The sequence below is a fragment of the uncultured Corynebacterium sp. genome (assembly GCF_947253065.1).
Lineage (GTDB): Bacteria > Actinomycetota > Actinomycetes > Mycobacteriales > Mycobacteriaceae > Corynebacterium.
Genome location: NZ_CAMXWS010000003.1, coordinates 35644 through 55186 on the forward strand (window position 1 = coordinate 35644; position 19543 = coordinate 55186).

Consider the following 19543-nt stretch of genomic DNA (forward strand, 5'->3'; position numbering starts at 1 on the left):
GTGGATACAAGCTCGCTACATGCGTTGCCGCACGACCGGTGTGGCACTGTGAGGCTCGTGCGTGATCGACCAATCTGACTGCTCAGTAATGGTGTGAGCTGGGACATAGGTTTTCTCGCCCGGGCTGCGGGTGTCGTAGACGATCGTGCCAGGCTCCAGGATCACGCCGGCACCGAGTTCGCAGCGGTCACCCATATTCAGATCGATCAGCCCGGCGGATGGTCGAATGATGCAGTCCTCGCCGATGCGGATGGGGGTGCGGTTGTGGCCGTCGGTGCGTTCGGACATCACAAAGGAAGACAGGCCGATATCGCTGCCGGCACCGATCACGCAAGAAGAGAACAAACGGCCTTCCACACGCGCGGGGCCAAGCGTTCCGGAGTTAAAGGAGACAGCACCTTCGCGGTACACACTCGTGCCTTCCGCGAGGTAAGCGCCGAGCCGCACGCGCTCAGCTTCTGCGATGCTGATGCCCGTGGGCACCACGTAGTCCACCATGCGGGGGAGACGCTCAATGCCATAGACGTGGATATTTCCGCGGGCGCGCAAATTGGTGCGCACGTACTCAAAATCATCAGGCAGGCACGGCCCCTTATTCGTCCACGCTACGGGCACGAGATGCTCAAGCACATCCGTCATGTTGATCTCCAGCGGCTTCACCTTCCGGTGGGAGAGCAAGTGCAGGCGCAAATACACATCATGCGCATCGACGGCAGGAGCCGAAAGATCAGCGATCTCAGTACGCACCGGCACCACTTCCACATGGCGGTCACGGTCCATGCCGACCAAGTTCAACAGCCTGGGCGAGAGGTCATTGGCGCTGACGCGGCGGGTGTGGGGGTGGGTGGCGTCGTCGACAAGCTGGACGGTGGGGAACCAACTATCCAGAACTGTTCCGTCAGCGGCGATGTGTGCGATCCCTGTCGCGCGTGCTCCAAAAGGCATGGTTGTATCCTACGTGCCCGCCCGGCAGGTAGGATCGCCCCCGTGAATCTGGACCTTTTTGCTGACCCGGTGGAGCTGACAAAAGCTCTGATTGACATCCCATCTCCCTCCCACGAGGAGAAGGAGATCGCAGACGCGATCGAAGCAGCACTGCAAGCGCTCGACGGTATCGAGGTGATCCGCCGCGGCAACACCGTTGTTGCGCGCACCCACCGCGGCTTTGCTGATCGCATCGTGCTCGCTGGCCACATTGATACCGTGCCCATCGCCGACAATGTGCCGCACCACGTCGAAGGCGACATCCTGTGGGGCTGCGGATCGGTAGACATGAAGTCCGGCATGGCATGCTACCTCCACGCATTTGCCACGCTGTGCAACTCTGACGACCTGGCCTTTGACCTCACGCTCATCTGCTACGAGGCGGAGGAGGTTGCCGCAACGTACAACGGGCTGGCACACCTTGAACGCGACGCACCGGAGCTGCTGGAGGGCTCGCTGGCGCTGCTCGGCGAACCTTCGGGCGCGATTATCGAGGCGGGCTGCCAGGGCAGCATCCGCGTCAAGGTGGTTGCGCACGGCACGCGAGCACATTCGGCACGCGCGTGGCTCGGGCACAACGCGGCGCACGATCTCGCGGGAGTGCTCGGCCGCGTCGCCGCGTACGAGCCACGCACCGTCACCATCGCCGGCTGCGAGTACCGCGAAGGCCTCAACGTCGTCGGCCTGTCCGGCGGGGTGGCTACTAACACGCTTCCCGACGAAGCCACGTTGACCATCAACTTCCGCTTCGCCCCCGACCGCAGCTTGGAAGAAGCAAAGCAACACCTCGAAGAGACCCTCGCGCTCGAAGAAGGCCTCGAATTGCTTTACGACGACGCCGTCCCCGGCGCCCTCCCCGGCCTCGACGCCCCGGCCGCCCAGGGACTCCTTGCTGCTGTCGGTGGGAAATACCGTGCGAAGTTCGGATGGACGGATGTGTCCAGGTTCTCTACGCTCGGAGTTCCGGCTGTGAACTTCGGCGCCGGCGACCCCGGGTTCGCCCACAAGATCGACGAACAGTGCCCGATCGACCAGATCCGCACCGTCGCCGACACGTTGATGGCGTACCTGTCCGGCGCTAAGGCCTAGCAGGTTTCTGCAGCCCGCAGCACATTTGAACCACTCTGAAGAGAAGGCGTGATTTCCGTGGCTCCACACATCACTCCGCGCCCGGACCGGGACCGCACGCTCAGCGGTCCGATCCTGCGGCGCCACAAGGGCGGCGACACTGGGCCCGCTTCCACCTACGACCAGCGTTTGCTGCAGATGGGACGAGCAGATCACGACTGGAAGCACGCTGACCCATGGCGCGTCATGCGCATCACCAGTGAATTCGTTTCCGGTTTTGATGCCTTGCACGACTTGGGCTGGGCAGTGACTGTGTTCGGTTCGGCCCGTCTGGGGGAGGGCACTCCGGAATACGAGCAGGCTCGCCAGGTTGGCAAAGCTCTCGTGGAGGCAGGATATGCCGTCATCACTGGTGGTGGCCCTGGTCTGATGGAAGGACCGAACCGTGGGGCATACGAGGCGGGTGGCATGTCTGTCGGTCTTGGCATTGAGCTGCCGTTTGAACAAGGTCTCAACCCATGGGTCGACCTGGGCCTGAATTTCCGATACTTCTTCGCCCGCAAAACGATGTTTTTGAAGTACTCGCAAGGGTTCATCTCGCTGCCCGGTGGATTCGGCACGATGGATGAGGTCTTCGAAGTCCTCTGCATGATCCAAACAGGCAAGGTGACGAACTTCCCGATGGTGCTGTTGGGCACCGAGTTCTGGTCCGGCCTCGTTGATTGGATTCGCAACCAGCAGCTCGCACGCGGCCTCATCTCCGAAGGCGATGACCAGCTCTTCCTGGTCACTGATTCGGTTGAGGAAGCTGTCGAGTACATCGTCAACGCCCACCACAAGATGGCCGACCCACGCAACCTGCACAAATACGAGCGTTAATGAGCACAGCTGTAAACGGTCTGCCTCGTGTCATGGCGATCATTAACCGCACCCCTGATTCGTTCTATGACAAGGGCGCGACCTTCGCTTTCGATGCTGCTGTGCAGCGGTGCCGTGACGTGGTTGAGGCAGGTGCAACGATCGTGGACATCGGGGGAGTGAAAGCTGGCCCCGGTGATGAAGTAGACGCTGCCGAAGAGATCGACCGCGTCGTGCCTTTCATCGCTGCTGTGCGTGAGGGGCTTCCAGAGGGCGTCGATATCTCTGTGGACACGTGGCGCCCAGAAGTAGCTGATGCAGCTGCGCGTGCAGGAGCCACGCTGATCAACGACACCTGGGCGGGATACGAACCGGAACTGGTCGAGGTCGCTGGTGCCCATAAGGCTGGCTACGTGTGCTCACACACCGGTGGTGCGACACCACGCACGCGCCCGCACCGTGTCCACTACGACGACGTCGTTGTAGACGTCATTCGCGAAACGACTGCTCTTGCTGAGCGTGCTGTCGCATGTGGAGTGCCGGAAGAAAAGGTCTTCATCGACCCGACTCATGACTTTGGCAAGAACACCTTCCACGGACTTGAGATCCTGCGGCGTATCGACGAAGTCGTCGCAACTGGCTGGCCCGTCCTCATGGCCTTGTCCAACAAGGACTTCATCGGAGAAACCACCGGCCGCGGCGTGGGCGAACGCGTCGCAGGAACGCTCGCAGCAACCGCATGGTGCACCGCTCGCGGGGTGGCAGCTTTCCGCGTCCATGAAGTCGCCGAAACGCTTGATGTCATCCGCACGATCGCAGCCATTCAAGGCACGGCGGCACCCCTCGACACGATCCGAGGGCTCGCATGACGGCCAATCCGAGTGTGTCGGTGGTCATTCCCGCGCTCAATGAGGAGACCACGGTCACAAATGTCGTGCGAGCAGCTTTCGCATCCTGCGCAAACGAAGTCATCGTCGTCGACTCCGATTCCACCGATGCCACCGCAGCCAACGCAGCAGCAGCCGGGGCGACTGTGCTCAATTGGCGCGACATTGCCCCCGAGATTCCTGTCCAACCCGGCAAGGGCGAAGCACTCTGGCGTGGAGTCCGCGCGGCCCGAGGAGACATTGTTGTTTTTCTCGACGCAGACGTGACCACGGTGCAGCCGGCGTGGGTGAATGGGTTGGTGGGGGAGTTCGTCGATAAGCGAGTGCAGCTTGTGAAAGCCTCCTATTCCCGCGCGCTCGACGGTGCCCCGAGCGGCGGTGGGCGCGTCACGGAGCTGACCGCAAAACCACTGTTGCGCCTGCTCTTTCCGCACATCCCGGAGCTCGATCAACCGCTCGCCGGCGAGTACGCGATCCGCCGCGAAACCGCGCTCGAAGTGCCATTCGTCGCAGGTTACGGGGTTGAAGCGGGCCTGCTTATCGACGTCGCAACCCTCCACGGCCCCCACTCCATCACCCAAGTTGACCTCGGGCACAAAGCCCACCGCAACCGGCCCCTGACCGAACTGACTGAGATGTCTGAAACCGTCGCCCGCACCATCCTCGCCCGCGCTGGTGTGCTCGACATTCCACAACGCAGCCCGTGGGCGCAACTGCGGTAGCATCAGCTCATGCTGTCTTGGCTCATCCTCATTCTCGTCATCGCCGCGATCGCAATCTTCGGCGCGTGGGTCACCGCCTCCTTCGTCGGACGCGGGGAAGCCATCCCACCACTGGACGAACCCCACGACGTCATCGCCGCGAACCGCACCGCCGTTGACGAGGGCCGTTACAACGACATTGCCCTCGAAGTCGTGCCACGTGGCTACCGCCAAGACCAAGTCGACGCACTCCTTGAGCACCTGCTCGGCAAACAAAAGCGTAATATTGGAGAAGAGTTCCCGCCGACGGCCACCGCGCCTGCCGGAGGGAAAGAGATAACCGAAGAGCCAAGGAGTAACACCACATGGCAGCAATGAAGCCGCGTACCGGCAACGGTCCGATGGAAGTCGTCGAGGAAAGCCGTAAGATCGTGATGCGCATCCCATCCGATGGCGGCGGACGTCTCGTGGTGGAGCTGAACAACGAGGAAGCAGCCGAGCTCGGCCAGCTCCTCACCGATGTCGCAGCTGAGTAGAACTGCAGGTAACATAACGCGCCATGCTCAAAGACATTGTTGATGTGCTGGCGGACCCCGTCGACGGAAGCGCCCTGACCGGCGCGGACGATTTCAGCCGCTTGGTCTCTGAGTCCGGACATTCCTATGACGTGGCCAAGCAAGGCTATGTCACGTTGGCGTCCGGCGCAGGCATCGCCCACAAGGGTGACAGCGCTGAAATGGTGGCTTCCCGCGAGGCATTTTTGTCGCGTGGCCACTTCGCGCCGTTCGTGGAAACGATCACGGAACGCGTCCTCGACGCCCTCGAAGGTCTCCCGCTTGACGACGTCGCCGCGACCCCTCCCACCATCCTCGAAGTCGGTGCCGGAACTGGCTACTACTTGTCCCACACCCTTGATGCCGTGGAGAATTCCCGCGGCGTGGGTGTGGACATCGCTGTTCCTGCCGCGAAGCACCTGGCGAAGGCACACCGCAATATCGGTGCCGTTGTCGCTGATGTGTGGGATGGTCTGCCGGTGCGTGATCAGTCGATCGACGTGATCACCGTGATTTTCGCGCCGCGCAACCCGGAGGAATTCGCACGCGTGCTTGTCGATGACGGCGAGGTCCTCATTCTCACCCCCCAAACCGGCCACCTTGACGAACTGCGCGAGCCACTCGGCATCCTGGGCGTTGAGGAAGGCAAGCTTGAGCGGATGCTCGAGCAAGCAGCCGGACACCTGACTCCGGTCGGTGAGCCGGAGCTGATTGAGTTCCCGATGAACCTGGACCGCGAGTCCATCGCAGCGCAGGTGGGAATGAGTCCTTCGGCGCGTCACCTCGACCCGGAGGTCCTCGCTGAGCGCGTTGCAGCTCTGCCAGAGACCATGACGGTCACGGCACGAGCTCAGCTCACCCGCATGAAGAAGGCTTAAGCCTCCAGATAGCCAAAGCATCCGCACTGCTGATTGGCAGCGCAGGTGCTTTCGTTGTTTACAGAGCCGTGTGCGGACGACTCCACTGGTTCAGGATTTCCGCGTCTCCATCGGTGGTGACGCGAAGTTCACCGACACCGTTTTCAGGCCAGAAGCGACTAGCCATCGTCACTGCACCGCCGCCAGCGAAAACTTCGATAGCGGAGCCGTCGACGAGGACGGAGATGTGGTCCTCGTCATCGTCGGAAAGCGGGGCGGTGGTGGGGGATCCGTCGAGACGGTCGAGTGTGATCGTGTCGCCCGAGTGCGTGATCGTCGCGGTGACGTCGCCCTTGGTGTCCAACACGTCAACAGTCACAGACGATCCAACCGGGATCTCGCACAGACCAGTCCACAACTTGGCACGCTCAGTGGAGCTGACTGCATCCGGGAGGCCCTGTGCAGGTGTTTGGAACAGTGCGCCCCCAGCGAGGGTGACCACGCGCGGCAACGAGAGCGCATTCGCCCAGCCTTCGGTCTCCCACGTCGGCTGAGCAGTTGGATTACCACCACGGCCGGACTCAGCGAGCAGACCGAAGATGCGTGCTTCGGCATAACGCTCGTCGTCCGTCTGCGTACCGCGGACAACATTCGTGCTGCGGGGGCGGGTGAAATCGTGGCCATAGTCAAGGCGCGTGAACGGCGTTTTCACAGTGAATTCCGTCTCGTCGAGCGTGCCCACGAGGTAACCCGAAAGATCACCCGATTCCTGCTCGATGGTGAGGAAGAGAACGTCGTAAATCTCGCCGTCTTCCTCGTCGCGCAGGCGAATAATGCGCGGGGCGACCGTCACATCGTCCTCCTGCAGACCTGTTTCGCCGTTGAACTTCAACGGGCCGAGCAGTGTCCAGGTGGTGCCGTCAGAAGAGTCGAGCACCATCGGCATCGGCTTTTCGGACGGTCCACTGCTCGCCAGCATGATCCAGCCGGACTGGCCGCGGTCACGGTCGTCGACTTCCTTCCAGTCAGGGACAACGCAGGGGGAGCGGAAGCGGGTGAAACGCCCGGAGTCCTTCACCAGGGGGCCGAGGCGGCGCACGCCGGGGTCGATGTCGCCGGCTTCGTCTACTTCGTCGCTAAGCGTCTCGATTTCGTCGATACGCGCGGCTTGAATCGTTGTTCCAGCGTTGGTGACAGACGTGAAATACAGGTCCGTGCCCTCCGCTGAGGAGACGACAGAGCCGGCGAGCACACGCGTTTCACCCCCGACTGGCGCGATGACGTCGTTGCACTCGTAGAACTCAAAAGGATTGCCTTCGGAGAACTGGTGTGCCCAGCGTGAAGGTGCGTCTGCGGTGGGTTCGTACTGGTAGAAGATGTGCCAATCATCTCCGTCGCGGAGCATGCCTGCCGCGGCATCGAGGATGCCTTTATCAGCGGTGACATGGAGTTCGGGTCTCAAATTGCTCACAGTTTCGTCCTCCGGGTTACAGAAGCGACTTGTACACGTCGACGGTTTCTTGGGCGATTTTGTCCCAGGTGAATTCCTTCTTCACGCGGGTCAGGCCAGCTGCTGCGAATCGTTTGCTGGTTTCCGCGTCCTGGGCGAGTGCATTGACGGCGGCGGCGAGGTCTTTTTCGAAGGCCTGTGTGTCTTCCGCGTCGTAGTGGACCAGGGTACCGGTCTCACCGTCGACGACAACCTCGGGAATTCCACCTACGTCAGATGCAACCACGGCAGTATTACATGCCATCGCTTCCAGGTTCACGATGCCCAGCGGTTCGTACACCGACGGGCACACAAAGATGTCGGCGGCGGAATAAATATCGCGGATATCTTCCTTGGGCAGCATGTCCGTCACCCAGTACACGCCGTCACGCATTTCACGCAGCTTATCGACGAGCCCCTCCGTCTCCTCCGCGATCTCCTTCGTATCCGGCGCACCGGCGCACAAGACAAGCTGGATATCCGGGTCGAAATCCTGGGCGGCCTTCACCAGGTGAGCAACACCCTTTTGGCGGGTGATACGGCCGACGAAGGCCACGATTGGGCGGGTCGGGTCAACACCGAGGCGTTCTACGACGTTGTCTTGGGCGTTGTCAGTGGGGTACCACACGGCTGTGTCGATGCCGTTGAGGACGACGTGGACGCGGGATTCGTCGATACGCGGGTAGGCGCGCAAAATCGCGTCCTTCATGCCTGAAGAAACACCGATGACCGCGTCTGCGTTTTCCATCGCATTCTTCTCCGACCACGAGGAGACGTCGTAGCCGCCACCAAGCTGCTCCCGTTTCCACGGGCGGTCAGGCTCCAGCGAGTGTGCGGTGACCACATGGGGGATACCGTGCAGTAGACCCGCGAGGTGGCCACCCAGCCCCGAGTACCACGTGTGCGAGTGGACGATGTCCACGTTGTTCGCAGCATGTGCCATCCGCAGACCCGTCGACATTGTCTTTAGCGCACCGTTGGCATCTTCCAGCTCTGGGTCAACGCCGTGAACATAAACATCCTGCTCATCGCGCGGTTGACCCATGCAGTGGACGTCTACCTCGACGCCATCAAGCTTGCGCATGAAGCGCGTCAACTCGGTGACGTGGACACCCGCGCCACCATAAATTTCGGGAGGATATTCGCGGGTCATCATTCCGACTCTCATAGTCCTCGAGCCTAGTTATGTTTGAACACGCGTGCAGGCGCATGAATTTTTCCAAGCGCACTGCAGTTTCTGTGCGACTTACCTAGGCTGGAAAGCGTGAACAACCAGCCGAATGTCCTCGCCATTGTCCTTGCCGGCGGAGAAGGAAAGCGCCTCTTCCCGCTAACCCTCGACCGCGCTAAACCCGCCGTGCCATTTGGCGGGAATTACCGACTCATCGACTTCGTCCTGTCCAACCTCGTCAACGCCGGCTATAACCGCATCGCCGTGCTGACGCAGTACAAGTCCCACTCGCTCGACCGCCACGTGGCTACTGCCTGGAATTTCTCCGGTCCGATGCACCAGTACATCGCCTCCGTCCCGGCGCAGCAGCGCCTGGGTAAGCGCTGGTACCAAGGCTCCGCAGACGCGCTGCTGCAGTCGCTGAACCTCATCTTTGACGAGCAGCCGGACTACGTGCTCGTCTTCGGCGCGGACCACGTTTACCGCATGGACCCGTCGCAGATGGTGGAAAACCACATTGCCTCGGGCAAGGAGTGCACCGTCGCGGGTATCCGCGTGCCTCGCAGCGAAGCCTCCGCATTTGGTTGCATCCAGGCGGATGATGACGGAAGTATTACGGAATTCCTGGAAAAACCAGCCGATCCGCCCGGCACCCCCGACGACCCGAACATGACTTTCGCGTCCATGGGCAACTACTGCTTCTCAACAGAAGCGCTTATCGACGCACTCCGTCTCGACAACGAGAACGAATCCTCCGAACACGACATGGGCGGCGACATCATTCCGTACTTCGTGGGCAAGGGCGAAGCCAACGTCTATGACTTCACCGCCAATCAGGTGCCTGGCGCGACCGAGCGCGATAAGGCGTACTGGCGCGACGTGGGCACCATCGACTCTTTCTACGAGGCCCACATGGATCTGATCTCGATCCACCCGATTTTCAACCTATACAACAAGTCGTGGCCGATCCACTCCACGGAGGACGAGAACCTCCCGCCGGCGAAATTCGTCTCAGGTGGTGTGGCGCAGGAGTCGATCATCGCGCCGGGCTCCATCATTTCGGGTTCAACGGTGAGTAATTCGGTGCTGTCCACCGACGTCCGCGTTGAAGAAGGCGCGATCGTCGAATCTTCGGTGCTCATGCCGGGGGTCCGGGTCGGCAAGGGGGCTGTCGTACGCCACGCCATTCTGGACAAGAATGTCTACGTCTCAGACGGAGCGAGCGTGGGCGTTGGCGAGGACTCTGATCGCGCACGAGAATTCACGATCTCGAAGGAAGGCGTCGTCGTGGTGGGCAAGTCCGAGGTCGTCGAGTGACTAGTTCGAGTGACTAGTTGAGGAAATAGAAAACCCGCAGCTCGACTGAGCTGCGGGCAACGAAACTAGCGCAGAGCTGCGCAGAACTCCGCAGTGCTATTCAGCCAAGCGTGTCACCAGAGTCACCCCGGAATCCAGGGGGAGGCGCGTGGCTACTGCACCTTCCAGACCGTCGATGAGCTCTTCTGCCTCACGAGCAGCGAGAGTGGGGCGGTCTTTGCGGGTGGGGTCGGTGATGGTGGCGTCGAGAAGCGAACCGGCGAGGACGAGTGTGCCGCCGGGGGAGAGCAGAGGCCAGGCAGCCTCGACGACGCCCGGCAGGTCCACAGGATCCACGTCGGCATAGACGAGGTGGTACGCCCCGCTGGCCAGACGTCCCAGCACATCCAGCGGGCGCGACGGCAGGAACCGTGCGCGCGAAGCACCATAACCAGCATCGCGGAATGCCACCTTTGCACGTGCCTGGTGGTCTGCCTCCGGGTCGATGCACGTCAACGCGGACTTCTCCGGCAGACCCGCGAGAATATGCAGCCCGACCACGCCCGCAGCGGGAGTGATAGCGACGGCGCCCGTTGCGCCACCCGCAGCATGCCCGGAGGCAGCGAGGGTGCCCAACAGGTTGCCCACCGCAACGCTCGGGGTGGGGAGGGAGTATTCGGAGGCGTCGGCGCGGGCGTCGATAAGCGTGCCGTCCTGCTGCTTCGCCGTGATGTACTCGTTAAGGGAGGTAAATGCTGAATCGCTCACACGCTCATCCTACGAAATCGACCCCGCCCGTGCGGGAAGAAGCGCGGTACGCAAGAATAGAAGCCATGCCAGAAGATCTGACAGGCACCGCCGCATTCGACGCAGGACGCGGCACCATGCCCAGCTGGGCTGAACTCGTCGAGGAGCACGCCGACAGTGTGTACCGCCTCGCGTTCCGCCTGTCGGGCAACCAGCAGGACGCCGAAGACCTCACGCAAGAAACATTCATGCGCGTGTTCCGCAACCTGAAGTCGTACAAGCCCGGGACCTTCGAGGGGTGGTTGCACCGCATTACCACGAACTTGTTCCTCGACATGGTGCGTCACCGCAGCAAGATCCGCATGGAGGCGCTCCCGGAAGACTACGAGCGCGTGCCGGGCACCGCGCCGACGCCGGAACAGGTGTACTCCGAGGTCAACCTTGATCCGGCGCTGCAGGAAGCGCTCGATGAACTCAGCCCTGAGTTCCGCGTGTCGGTCGTGCTGTGTGATGTTGTGGGGATGAGCTACGAGGAGATCGCGAAGATACTCGGTGTGAAAATGGGCACCGTGCGTTCGCGTATTCACCGCGGCCGCAGCCAGCTGCGCGCATCGCTTGAAGCACAGGCCGCGACGAACGAAAGCGCTCGCGAGCTGCTCCGCGCGAGGTGATTGCCGTGCCGAAGTTTGATTCGATCGAGCACCTCAATTTCGAAGCTGTCGCCGCGCTTATCGACGACGAACTCACCCCCACCGCCTACCACCGCGCCCAGAATCATCTGGCGCAGTGTGAGGATTGTCGTCGTGAAGTAGCGCAGCAGCGCGCCGCGTCTGAGGCCGTGCGGGAACACAACACCGATGGTTGCTTGCGCGCACCACGGTCGCTGGTGGAGAAATTGGCGCACCTGGACGATCAGGCGCCGCTGACTCGAGTTGCCGCAGAGAATTCGGGTGGAAAGTGGCCTATTTCGTGGAGTCGTTTGCGTAACGGGCTAAGGTGAAACCGTGTTTGACTCAATCGGTTGGGGCGAAATCTTCGTCATTATTCTCGCGGGCCTGATCATCATTGGTCCGGAGCGCCTCCCCGGTGTGATCATGGACGTGCGTGCCGCTATTTTCGCGGCTCGTCGCTCTATCAATGATGCGAAGAAAGAGCTTTACGGCGAGGAATTCGCTGAGTTCCGCAAGCCGATGAACACCGTCACCGAGTATGCGGCGATGGGGCCGAAGCGGGCGATTGCCAAGATGCTTTTCGACGAAGACGGTGACTACCTCGACCAATTCGACCCCCGCAAAATGATGGATGAGGATCCCGCTGAGTCCGGTTCAACTTCAGGCATGGGGAGTACGCAGCCACCTTCGAAGCCGCGACGGAGGCAGCCAGGAATGAACCCGGAACCACCCGCCGAATCTGGCGGCGGCGGGTTCTCCTGGACTGACGTGACCTAGCGAGTCACACCGAGGTTCAAATTCTTGCCCGCCAGCGAATCGCGGCGAATCTTCAGCTTGCCGGCGATCTCTGCGATGGCCTTCCCAGAGGGGGACTCGGGGGCTTGGATGGCGATGGGGGTGCCCTCGTCACCCTGGACACGCAGTTGCGGGTCGAGCGGGACGGAGCCCAGCAGGGGGACATCAGTGCCGGTGATCGCGGAGAGGCGCTCAGCCACATTCTCGCCGCCACCTGTGCCGAAGATGTCCATTGTGGAGCCGTCCGGCATGACCATGGCGGACATATTCTCAATCACGCCGGCGACACGCTGACCGGTCTGTTGGGAGATGGAGCCTGCACGCTCGGCGACCTCAGCTGCAGCAGCCTGCGGGGTGGTCACGATCAACAGCTCTGCATCCGGGACGAGCTGCGCCACAGTGATGGCGACATCGCCGGTTCCTGGCGGGAGGTCCATGAAGAGGACGTCGAGTTCGGACCAGTAGACGTCGGCAAGAAATTGTTGGATTGCGCGGGTCAACATGGGGCCGCGCCAGACAACGGGGGCGTTGCCTTCGACGAACTGGCCAATCGAGATGTGGCGGACGCCGTGAGCGATCGGTGGCATGAGCATCTCATCCACGACCGTTGGGCCTTGGCCTTCTGACCCCATCAGACCAGGGATGGAGTGGCCATAAATATCGGCGTCGAGAATGCCCACGGTCAACCCTTGCTCGGCGAGCGCCGTCGCCAAATTCACCGTCATAGAGGACTTGCCTACGCCACCCTTGCCCGATGCCACGGCGTACACACGTGTGGTCGAACCCGGCTGGGAGAACGGAATTACCGGTTCAGACCTATCGCCCTTGAGGCGCTGCGCAAGATTGCGGCGCTGCTCTTCGCTCATGGTGTGCATGGTCACGCTGACCTCGCCGACACCGTCGAGCTCCTCGACGACGGCACGCACGTTGGACTCGATGGTGTCGCGCATTGGGCATCCAGCAATGGTGAGGTAGATGCCGACGGCGACATCACGGCCGTCGATACGCACGGACTCGACCATGTCTAGCTCGGTGATCGGTTTGCCGATCTCCGGATCGTCGACACGCGCAAGCGCGTTGCGGACAGCTGCTTCTGAAATCGGTGATGTGTCAGTCATTGCACGTAAAGTATATGGCCTTCCCCGCCCGGGCACGAAGCCGGCACTAGACTTGAGCCGATACACGAATGCAACGAGAAGGATGGTTAGCCACATGACTCAGCCGAACCCAGCCTCCGCACGACGTCGACTGACTGAGCCGCAGCGACCTGCAGGCTGGCCCGTGGGTAGCTTCCAGGAATACGTCGACGCGCAAGCAGCTGTCGACGGGTTGTCTGACCAGGAGTTTCCCGTCGAGAACATCACCATTGTCGGTGTTGATCTGATGCAAGTGGAGCGCGTCACTGGTCGGCTGACGTGGGGGCGCGTCCTTGCTGGCGGTGCTCTGTCCGGCCTGTGGTTTGGCCTTTTTGTCGGCCTGCTGTTCGCTCTGTTCACGCCGAATGTGTGGGCGGCGCTGCTGTCCGCGATCGTGTTCGGCGTCATTTTCGGCGTTGCGTTTGCGGCACTCGGCTACGCCTTCACGCAGGGACGCCGTGATTTTTCGTCCGCAACGAATATTGTTGCTGGGCGTTATGACATTCTCTGCGAACCATCCACCGCGCCCCAGGCCCGTGACCTGATCGCACAGATGGGACCACGCCCGTCCCAAAATGCGCAGCAGCCACGCCCGCAGCAGCCACGCCCGCAGCAGTAATGGCTAGATCGCAGGAGAGAAGCGTGGCGAATTCACGGCGCAAACGCGTAGTGGCAATTGGTGCGACAGCTCTACTTGGCATGACAGCTCTGACCGCCTGCGGCGAGAAAAGCCCGGCGGTGAAGATCGCTGCTGACCCGTCTGACCCCGAACAGCTGGTGCTGGCGGAGATTTACCGCCAGGTGGCGGAGTTGGATGGAAGGGAAGTGGGGATCGTCGGCAAGCGGTATGTGGATGATGCCGCCAAGCTGGACGTGCTGCAAACACGTGACGCGAATTTCGCAGTCATGTGCGTCGGTTCGCTGGTGGTCACTGCGAATCCCGGTGAGGCCGAGGTACTGGTAGAAAAGAAGAACGAAGCCGACGAAGAAGATTCCAACAACGCCGACCTGGCGCTCGCGACTTACGACGCAGCCGTGGGCACGCTGCCCGGATCCTTCAAAACAGTCGACCCATCACCCGCCGAAGGCTGCTCGAAGACCGAGCACGACGACTTGCCCCAGAACATCATCCCGGTGTTTGAGGCAGGCATGTTTGATCGCGGCGTGCGCAACGCCATGAATAAGGTCACACGTGCGCTGTCCACGACCGATCTGGAAAAGCTCGTCGAGCAGACCGAAGAAGACGGCAGCCCAAGTGCAGCCGTCAATGCGTGGATGCAGGAGAAGACCGGCATGGGTTCGGAGCTGCAGCGCATCGTTGATGAGGGGCAGGCTCGCGAAGTCTAGGTTCCGAACAGTAGGTGCATCGCCCCGTACTGGTGGGTGGTGTTCGGCACTGGTTTCCCACGTGGTGAAACCCATATTGGTGTTCCGTGCCGGATACGTATTCGCCCCCGATGTTTTCGCCGTGGGTCATCATCATTGGTGAGGTTGTGATACCTGCACAACACCGACAGATTGTTCATATTCGTCTGCCCACCAACCACCCACGGGGTGACATGATGAACCTGACAATGATCCGCAGCATGCCGACACCCTGGCACCGGACACGTCGTTAGCGTCGCACGAGCCAAATCACGCTGCTTAGCGTTGGCACAACGCTTCGTGTCATACAAATTCACCGGACCCGCCTGCGGGTGGAACAAACCAACCTCTAAATCCTTGCCGTAATGCTCCGTCAAAAACTCCGCACCCGTCATCGTCGTACCATCAGATAAACCCAAGATGGTCTCATCACCATCACCCGCCAGAATCTTGAAGTACTCCGGCACCGGAACCACCACCAACGGACGCGGTGCGGCCGCAGCCACACCACCACCATCACGCAACAAATCCGCAAAAGCCTCGTACATTTGCGGGGCATCCGGCCGATCCGGATTAAGCCCCCGGCGCAAGGTGTGCTCTAATGCGGCGATCAGGTGTTCATCACCCGTGGCAGAAAAAGTCCGCTTGCCTTTACAGGACTTACCAAACCGCACCTTCGATTCCGGGGCAGGTTTATCAACCTCAGGGACGATGTCTTTAGCGCGGCGCTGCAATGTTTTAAAGTCCCCGCGCACAGACAGCAACGCCAGGCGGATCTTCCACTTCTCACCCTCCGCCGCCAAAGCGGAGACGTGTTGTTCGATGAACAGAATCTGATCCAACGACTTGCCCGTCGAACGGGCCACACGCACCGCATTGGCCTGCTGACGCCGAAACCGCGTCGTACCGAAATAGACCTTATGGGCACGCTCCCAGGCCTGGTAGGTGGCAGGTTTGACGCCAGCAGCACAAGCAGCCTGACGATCAAACCCCGCCAGGATATCCATCGGGCTCGCAAGAGAGCCCAAAAACGCGTCAAAAACTGTCATGCCCCAAACGCTAAACGCACAACGGGGACAAAAACAGCGCACGCAACCCAGGCTGTGGATAACCAAAAGTTATCCACAGCAGCAAAACACCCCGCCGCACGCCGGGAAGGCGGGGCGGGGTGGAAGGGGAGGGTTAGGCGAATGCTTCGTCGATAAGCGCCTTCTCTTCTTGCTGGTGGATCTTGCTCACGCCGGTCGCTGTGGTGGACTGTGCGCGGCGGGAGATGCGACGCATCGGCGGGAGGTCATCCACGAGGTTAGCCAGGTGCTCGTTGTAGAACGGCCACGGACCCTGGTTGGCGGGCTCGTCCTGAACGAAGCGGACTTCCTTGGCATTCGGGTAGTTGGCGAATGCCTTGTTGAGTCGGTTGAACGGGATCGGGTGGAGCATCTCGATACGGATGATGGCCACGTCGTCGCGTCCGTCCTTCTGGCGGCGCTTCTCCAGGTCGTAGTAGATCTTGCCGGAGCACAGCATGATCGTGGTGACCTTGTCGGCGTCGCCGATGACGTTGTTCTTCGCATCGACGATATTCGGGTCGTCGATGACGGAACGGAAGGACTTGGTCTCGATGAACTCTTCCGGCTGGGAGACTGCGGCCTTGTTGCGCAGCATCGACTTCGGGGTGAAGACGACGAGTGGGCGGCGCATATCGCCAAGCGCTTGACGACGCAGCAAGTGGAAGTGGTTAGCCGGCGTCGTCGGCTGCGCGATGGTCATGGAACCCTCGGCAACGAGCTGCAGGAAGCGCTCGATGCGTGCCGACGAGTGGTCCGGTCCCTGACCCTCGTAACCATGCGGCAGAAGCATGATCAGGCTGGACAGCTGACCCCACTTGGTCTCACCGGAGGAGACGTATTCGTCGATGATGGTCTGGGCACCGTTGGCGAAGTCGCCGAATTGTGCTTCCCATGCGACGAGTGCGTTCGGGTTACCCACGGTGTAGCCGTACTCGAAGCCGAGTCCACCGAACTCGGTGAGTGCCGAGTTGTAGATGGTGAAGCGGCCGCCGTTGCCGGCCTCGATGGCGTTGGCGTCGAGCGGGTTGTACTGCTCACCGGTGTTCGGGTCGAACAGGACGCCGTGGCGCTGGGTGAAGGTACCGCGCTTGGAGTCCTCGCCGGCGAGGCGGACGAGCTTGCCTTCCGCAGCGAGGGAGCCGAAGGCGAGGAGTTCGCCCCATGCCCAGTCGACGTTGCCGTTGTCGAAGGATCCACCACGGGACTTCAGGACGGACTTGAGGCGCTTGTTCGGGGTGAAGTCGCCTGGCAGCTCAGCGTATGTGTTAGCAAGCTGCTTGAACATGTCCGCGTTGATAGAGGTGTCCAGGCCGCGGGTGAGCGACTGGGATTCGGTGATGCCGTGCTGGGAAGCGGGGGAGCCGCCGCCTTCCTTGACGTCGGTGAACACGGAGTCCAGCTGGTCGTGGAAGTCCTGTGCCGCGATCTCGGCTTCTTCCTTGGTGATGTCGCCACGGCCAATGAGGTCATTGGTGTAGCGGGTACGCACGGACGGGTGCGAGTTGATGCGCTCGTACATCTGCGGCTGGGTCACCGACGGGTCGTCGGCCTCGTTGTGGCCGCGGAGGCGGTAGCAGATGAGGTCGATGAAGACGTCCTTGCCGAATTCGCGGCGGTACTCGGTGGCCAGCTGGCCAACCCATGCTGCGGCTTCGGGGTCGTCGCCGTTGACGTGGAAGACCGGGCAGTCGAAGCCCTTGGCCAGGTCGGTGGCGTAGTAGGTGGAACGGCCCTGGTCCGGGGTGGTGGTGAAGCCGACCTGGTTGTTCACCACGATGTGGACGGTGCCGCCGACGTCGTAGCCGGCCAGCTTGGACATGTTCAGGGTCTCCTGAACGACGCCGAGGCCGGCGAAGGACGCGTCGCCGTGCAGCATCATCGGGACGACGGAGCGCTCGTTGACGTTCTTGTCGCGGTTCAGGATGTCCTGCTTGGCGCGGGCGATGCCGACCATGACTGGGTCGACTGCTTCCAGGTGGGACGGGTTGGCAGCGAGGGTGACCTTGATGTCGCCGTCGCCGAACATCTGGATGTGCTCGCCTTCGAAGCCAAGGTGGTACTTGACGTCACCGGAGCCGCCCTGCTGGGCGGGCTGCAGGTTGCCTTCGAATTCGCCGAAGATGGTCTTGACTGGCTTGCCGACGATGTTGAACAGCACGTTCAGGCGTCCACGGTGCGGCATACCGATGACGACCTCGTCGAGGCCCTGGCCGGCAGCAGTGTCGATGACGGCATCCATGAGCGGAATCAGGGTCTCGGCGCCCTCGAGGGAGAATCGCTTCTGGCCGAGGTACTTGGTCTGCAGGAAGTTCTCGAATGCTTCTGCGGCATTGAGTTTCTGCAGGATGTACTTCTGCTCGGCGCTGGTCGGCTTGGGCATGCCCACCTCGATGCGGTCGCGCAGCCATTCGCGCTCGTCGCGGTCGAGGACGTGGGTGTATTCAGCTCCGACGTGGAGGGTGTATGCGGCGCGGAGGCGGGTGAGCACCTCACGCAGCGTCATGGTTTCCTTGCCACCGAAGCCGCCGACGTTGAAGGTGCGGTCGAGGTCCCACAGGGTCAGGCCGTGGGTTTCTAGCAGGAGGTCGCGGGAGTCCGGCTTTGGCAGGCCGGGCTGGCGCCACTGCAGCGGGTTGGTATCAGCCATGAGGTGTCCGCGGGAGCGGTATGCCTCGATCAGGTTCATCACGCGGGTGTTCTTGTCCACACCGTGGTTCGGGATGTCCTGTGCCCAACGCATTGGTGCGTAGGGGATCTGCATGGCGTCGTAGATTTCGTCCCAGAACTTGTCGTCGTTAAGCAGCTGGGAGATGTCGCGCAGGAACTCGCCGGACTCTGCGCCCTGGATGACGCGGTGGTCGTAGGTGGAGGTCAGTGTGGTCAGCTTGCCCACACCGAGTTCTGCGAGACGGTCTTCGGATGCTCCGGCGAATTCTGCCGGGTAGTCCATGGCGCCGACACCGACGATGGTGCCCTGGCCCTTGGTCAGACGCGGAATGGAGTGGCGGGTGCCAATGCCACCCGGGTTGGTCAGCTGGATGGTGACGCCCTGGAAGTCGTCGATCTTCAGCTTGTTCTGGCGGGCGCGGGCAACGATGTCCTCGTATGCCTTGACGAATTCGTCGAAGGTGAGGGTTTCGCATTCCTTGATGGCTGCGACGACGAGGGCGCGGGTGCCGTCCTTCTGCGGAAGGTCGATGGCCAGGCCGAGGTTGATGTGCTCAGGCGTGACGACGAAAGGCTTGCCGTCCTCCACCTTGTAGTTCACGTTCATGCCCGGGTGAAGCAGGGCAGACTTGACGATTGCCCAGCCGATGATGTGGGTGAACGAGATCTTGCCACCGCGAGTGCGCTTCAGGTGATCATTGATCTGCGCGCGGTTTTCGAACATGAGCTTGACCGGCATATCGCGCACGGTCGTTGCCGTCGGGACGGTCAGGGACTCGTCCATGTTCTTGGCAATGGCCTTGAAGGTGCCCTTCAGCTGCTTCTCGCCAGCTTCTGGCAGTGGCTGCAGGCGTTCCATCGGGGACTGCTTGGCCTTCTTCTTACCGGCCTGCTTTGCGGACGGGTGCGGCACGTCCTTGACGGCTGCGTCCACGCGGGTGGCGCGTCCGTCCTGGCTGGGCGCACCGGTGCTTTCAGCGACCTTGGTTGCTGTGCGGGACTGGTGCTGTTGGGTGTCGCGCACCGAAGCCTGCTTTGTGGCGGGGGAGACGAGCGGGGTGGTTTGGCTTGCGCCACTGTGCCCCTGTTTGTCGAACATCTCGCGCCACTCTTCGTCGACGGAGGAGGGGTCCTCCTTGTACTGCTGGAACATCTCATCAACCAGCCAGTCGTTTTGGCCGAATGTGCTCTCGCTGCTCACGGCAGGTACTCGCCTCGTTTCTTCGT

At 61.6% G+C, this 19543-nt stretch carries 20 protein-coding genes; 13 read left to right on the plus strand and 7 right to left on the minus strand.

Translation table 11 applies throughout. The annotated features are described in order from the left end of the window. Positions 1-15 precede the first annotated feature (15 nt). Positions 16-945 (minus strand): succinyltransferase, encoded by a 930-nt coding sequence (locus Q0X21_RS01500; protein ID WP_297849928.1) that lies wholly within the window; start codon positions 943-945, stop codon positions 16-18. Positions 946-987: 42 nt separating this feature from the next. On the opposite strand from Q0X21_RS01500, the gene dapE reads away from it, so the two are divergent. The 7 genes from dapE to Q0X21_RS01535 are packed head-to-tail and all read left to right on the plus strand — an operon-like array spanning position 988 to position 5930. Beyond that, positions 988-2073 carry a succinyl-diaminopimelate desuccinylase gene (dapE, locus tag Q0X21_RS01505; protein ID WP_297849929.1) on the plus strand — a complete coding sequence of 362 codons (1086 nt, stop codon included), beginning with the start codon at positions 988-990 and terminating at the stop codon, positions 2071-2073. A gap of 57 nt (positions 2074-2130) precedes the next feature. Continuing rightward, entirely contained in the window at positions 2131-2931 is an 801-nt protein-coding gene (locus tag Q0X21_RS01510; RefSeq protein WP_297849930.1) for a TIGR00730 family Rossman fold protein, read from the plus strand. Continuing rightward, the gene (gene folP / locus Q0X21_RS01515; protein ID WP_297849931.1) at positions 2931-3779 is read left to right on the plus strand and encodes a dihydropteroate synthase; all 849 of its coding nucleotides are present in this window, start codon (positions 2931-2933) and stop codon (positions 3777-3779) included. Before Q0X21_RS01510 ends, folP begins: the two co-directional genes overlap by 1 nt. Then, positions 3776-4519, plus strand: a complete 744-nt coding sequence (locus Q0X21_RS01520) for a glucosyl-3-phosphoglycerate synthase (RefSeq protein ID WP_297849932.1) — start codon at positions 3776-3778, stop codon at positions 4517-4519. The genes folP and Q0X21_RS01520 overlap by 4 nt, the downstream gene beginning before the upstream one ends. A 9-nt stretch (positions 4520-4528) precedes the next feature. Further along, positions 4529-4876, plus strand: coding sequence for a cell division protein DivIVA (locus Q0X21_RS01525; RefSeq protein ID WP_297849933.1), 348 nt, complete (start codon positions 4529-4531; stop codon positions 4874-4876). Beyond that, a complete protein-coding gene (locus tag Q0X21_RS01530; protein WP_259798789.1) occupies positions 4864-5034 on the plus strand; it encodes a DUF3117 domain-containing protein in 171 nt (56 codons plus the stop codon). Before Q0X21_RS01525 ends, Q0X21_RS01530 begins: the two co-directional genes overlap by 13 nt. Before the next feature lie 23 nt (positions 5035-5057). Next, complete coding sequence (locus tag Q0X21_RS01535; RefSeq protein ID WP_297849934.1) at positions 5058-5930, plus strand: methyltransferase domain-containing protein; 873 nt, start codon at positions 5058-5060, stop codon at positions 5928-5930. A 58-nt stretch (positions 5931-5988) separates the two neighbouring features. On the opposite strand, the gene Q0X21_RS01540 is transcribed toward Q0X21_RS01535, so the two are convergent. Together Q0X21_RS01540 and glgA are read right to left on the minus strand one after the other, a co-directional pair. Then, complete coding sequence (locus Q0X21_RS01540; protein ID WP_297849935.1) at positions 5989-7380, minus strand: GH32 C-terminal domain-containing protein; 1392 nt, start codon at positions 7378-7380, stop codon at positions 5989-5991. 16 nt (positions 7381-7396) lie between these two features. Then, entirely contained in the window at positions 7397-8566 is a 1170-nt protein-coding gene (gene glgA, locus Q0X21_RS01545) for a glycogen synthase (protein ID WP_297849936.1), read from the minus strand. 87 nt (positions 8567-8653) lie between these two features. Here glgA and glgC point away from each other — a divergent pair, with 87 nt between their 5' ends. Next, a complete protein-coding gene (glgC, locus tag Q0X21_RS01550) occupies positions 8654-9886 on the plus strand; it encodes a glucose-1-phosphate adenylyltransferase (protein WP_297849982.1) in 1233 nt (410 codons plus the stop codon). A gap of 96 nt (positions 9887-9982) precedes the next feature. Here glgC and Q0X21_RS01555 read toward each other — a convergent pair whose 3' ends face one another. Further along, on the minus strand, positions 9983-10633 hold the full coding sequence (locus tag Q0X21_RS01555; protein WP_297849937.1) for an O-methyltransferase: 651 nt from the start codon (positions 10631-10633) through the stop codon (positions 9983-9985). On the opposite strand from Q0X21_RS01555, the gene sigE reads away from it, so the two are divergent. Genes sigE through Q0X21_RS01570 form a run of 3 tightly spaced genes read left to right on the plus strand, consistent with a single transcriptional unit; the run spans position 10618 to position 12060 of the window. Then, the gene (sigE, locus tag Q0X21_RS01560) at positions 10618-11283 is read left to right on the plus strand and encodes an RNA polymerase sigma factor SigE (protein WP_297849938.1); all 666 of its coding nucleotides are present in this window, start codon (positions 10618-10620) and stop codon (positions 11281-11283) included. The two genes, Q0X21_RS01555 and sigE, sit on opposite strands and share 16 nt — an antisense overlap. A gap of 5 nt (positions 11284-11288) precedes the next feature. Beyond that, positions 11289-11612, plus strand: coding sequence for an anti-sigma factor (locus tag Q0X21_RS01565; RefSeq protein WP_297849939.1), 324 nt, complete (start codon positions 11289-11291; stop codon positions 11610-11612). Positions 11613-11616: 4 nt separating this feature from the next. Next, positions 11617-12060: a Sec-independent protein translocase TatB gene (locus Q0X21_RS01570; RefSeq protein ID WP_297849940.1), complete on the plus strand. Its 444-nt coding sequence runs from the start codon at positions 11617-11619 to the stop codon at positions 12058-12060. On the opposite strand, the gene Q0X21_RS01575 is transcribed toward Q0X21_RS01570, so the two are convergent. Beyond that, the gene (locus tag Q0X21_RS01575) at positions 12057-13196 is read right to left on the minus strand and encodes an Mrp/NBP35 family ATP-binding protein (RefSeq protein ID WP_297849941.1); all 1140 of its coding nucleotides are present in this window, start codon (positions 13194-13196) and stop codon (positions 12057-12059) included. The two genes, Q0X21_RS01570 and Q0X21_RS01575, sit on opposite strands and share 4 nt — an antisense overlap. A gap of 94 nt (positions 13197-13290) precedes the next feature. On the opposite strand from Q0X21_RS01575, the gene Q0X21_RS01580 reads away from it, so the two are divergent. Both Q0X21_RS01580 and Q0X21_RS01585 read left to right on the plus strand, forming a co-directional pair. Further along, the gene (locus tag Q0X21_RS01580) at positions 13291-13833 is read left to right on the plus strand and encodes a general stress protein (protein WP_297849942.1); all 543 of its coding nucleotides are present in this window, start codon (positions 13291-13293) and stop codon (positions 13831-13833) included. A gap of 23 nt (positions 13834-13856) precedes the next feature. Continuing rightward, the gene (locus Q0X21_RS01585; RefSeq protein WP_297849943.1) at positions 13857-14561 is read left to right on the plus strand and encodes a hypothetical protein; all 705 of its coding nucleotides are present in this window, start codon (positions 13857-13859) and stop codon (positions 14559-14561) included. On the opposite strand, the gene Q0X21_RS01590 is transcribed toward Q0X21_RS01585, so the two are convergent. Both Q0X21_RS01590 and Q0X21_RS01595 read right to left on the minus strand, forming a co-directional pair. Next, on the minus strand, positions 14558-15628 hold the full coding sequence (locus tag Q0X21_RS01590; RefSeq protein WP_297849944.1) for an HNH endonuclease signature motif containing protein: 1071 nt from the start codon (positions 15626-15628) through the stop codon (positions 14558-14560). The two genes, Q0X21_RS01585 and Q0X21_RS01590, sit on opposite strands and share 4 nt — an antisense overlap. Positions 15629-15761: 133 nt before the next feature. Beyond that, entirely contained in the window at positions 15762-19517 is a 3756-nt protein-coding gene (locus Q0X21_RS01595) for a multifunctional oxoglutarate decarboxylase/oxoglutarate dehydrogenase thiamine pyrophosphate-binding subunit/dihydrolipoyllysine-residue succinyltransferase subunit (RefSeq protein WP_297849945.1), read from the minus strand. Positions 19518-19543: the final 26 nt, after the last annotated feature.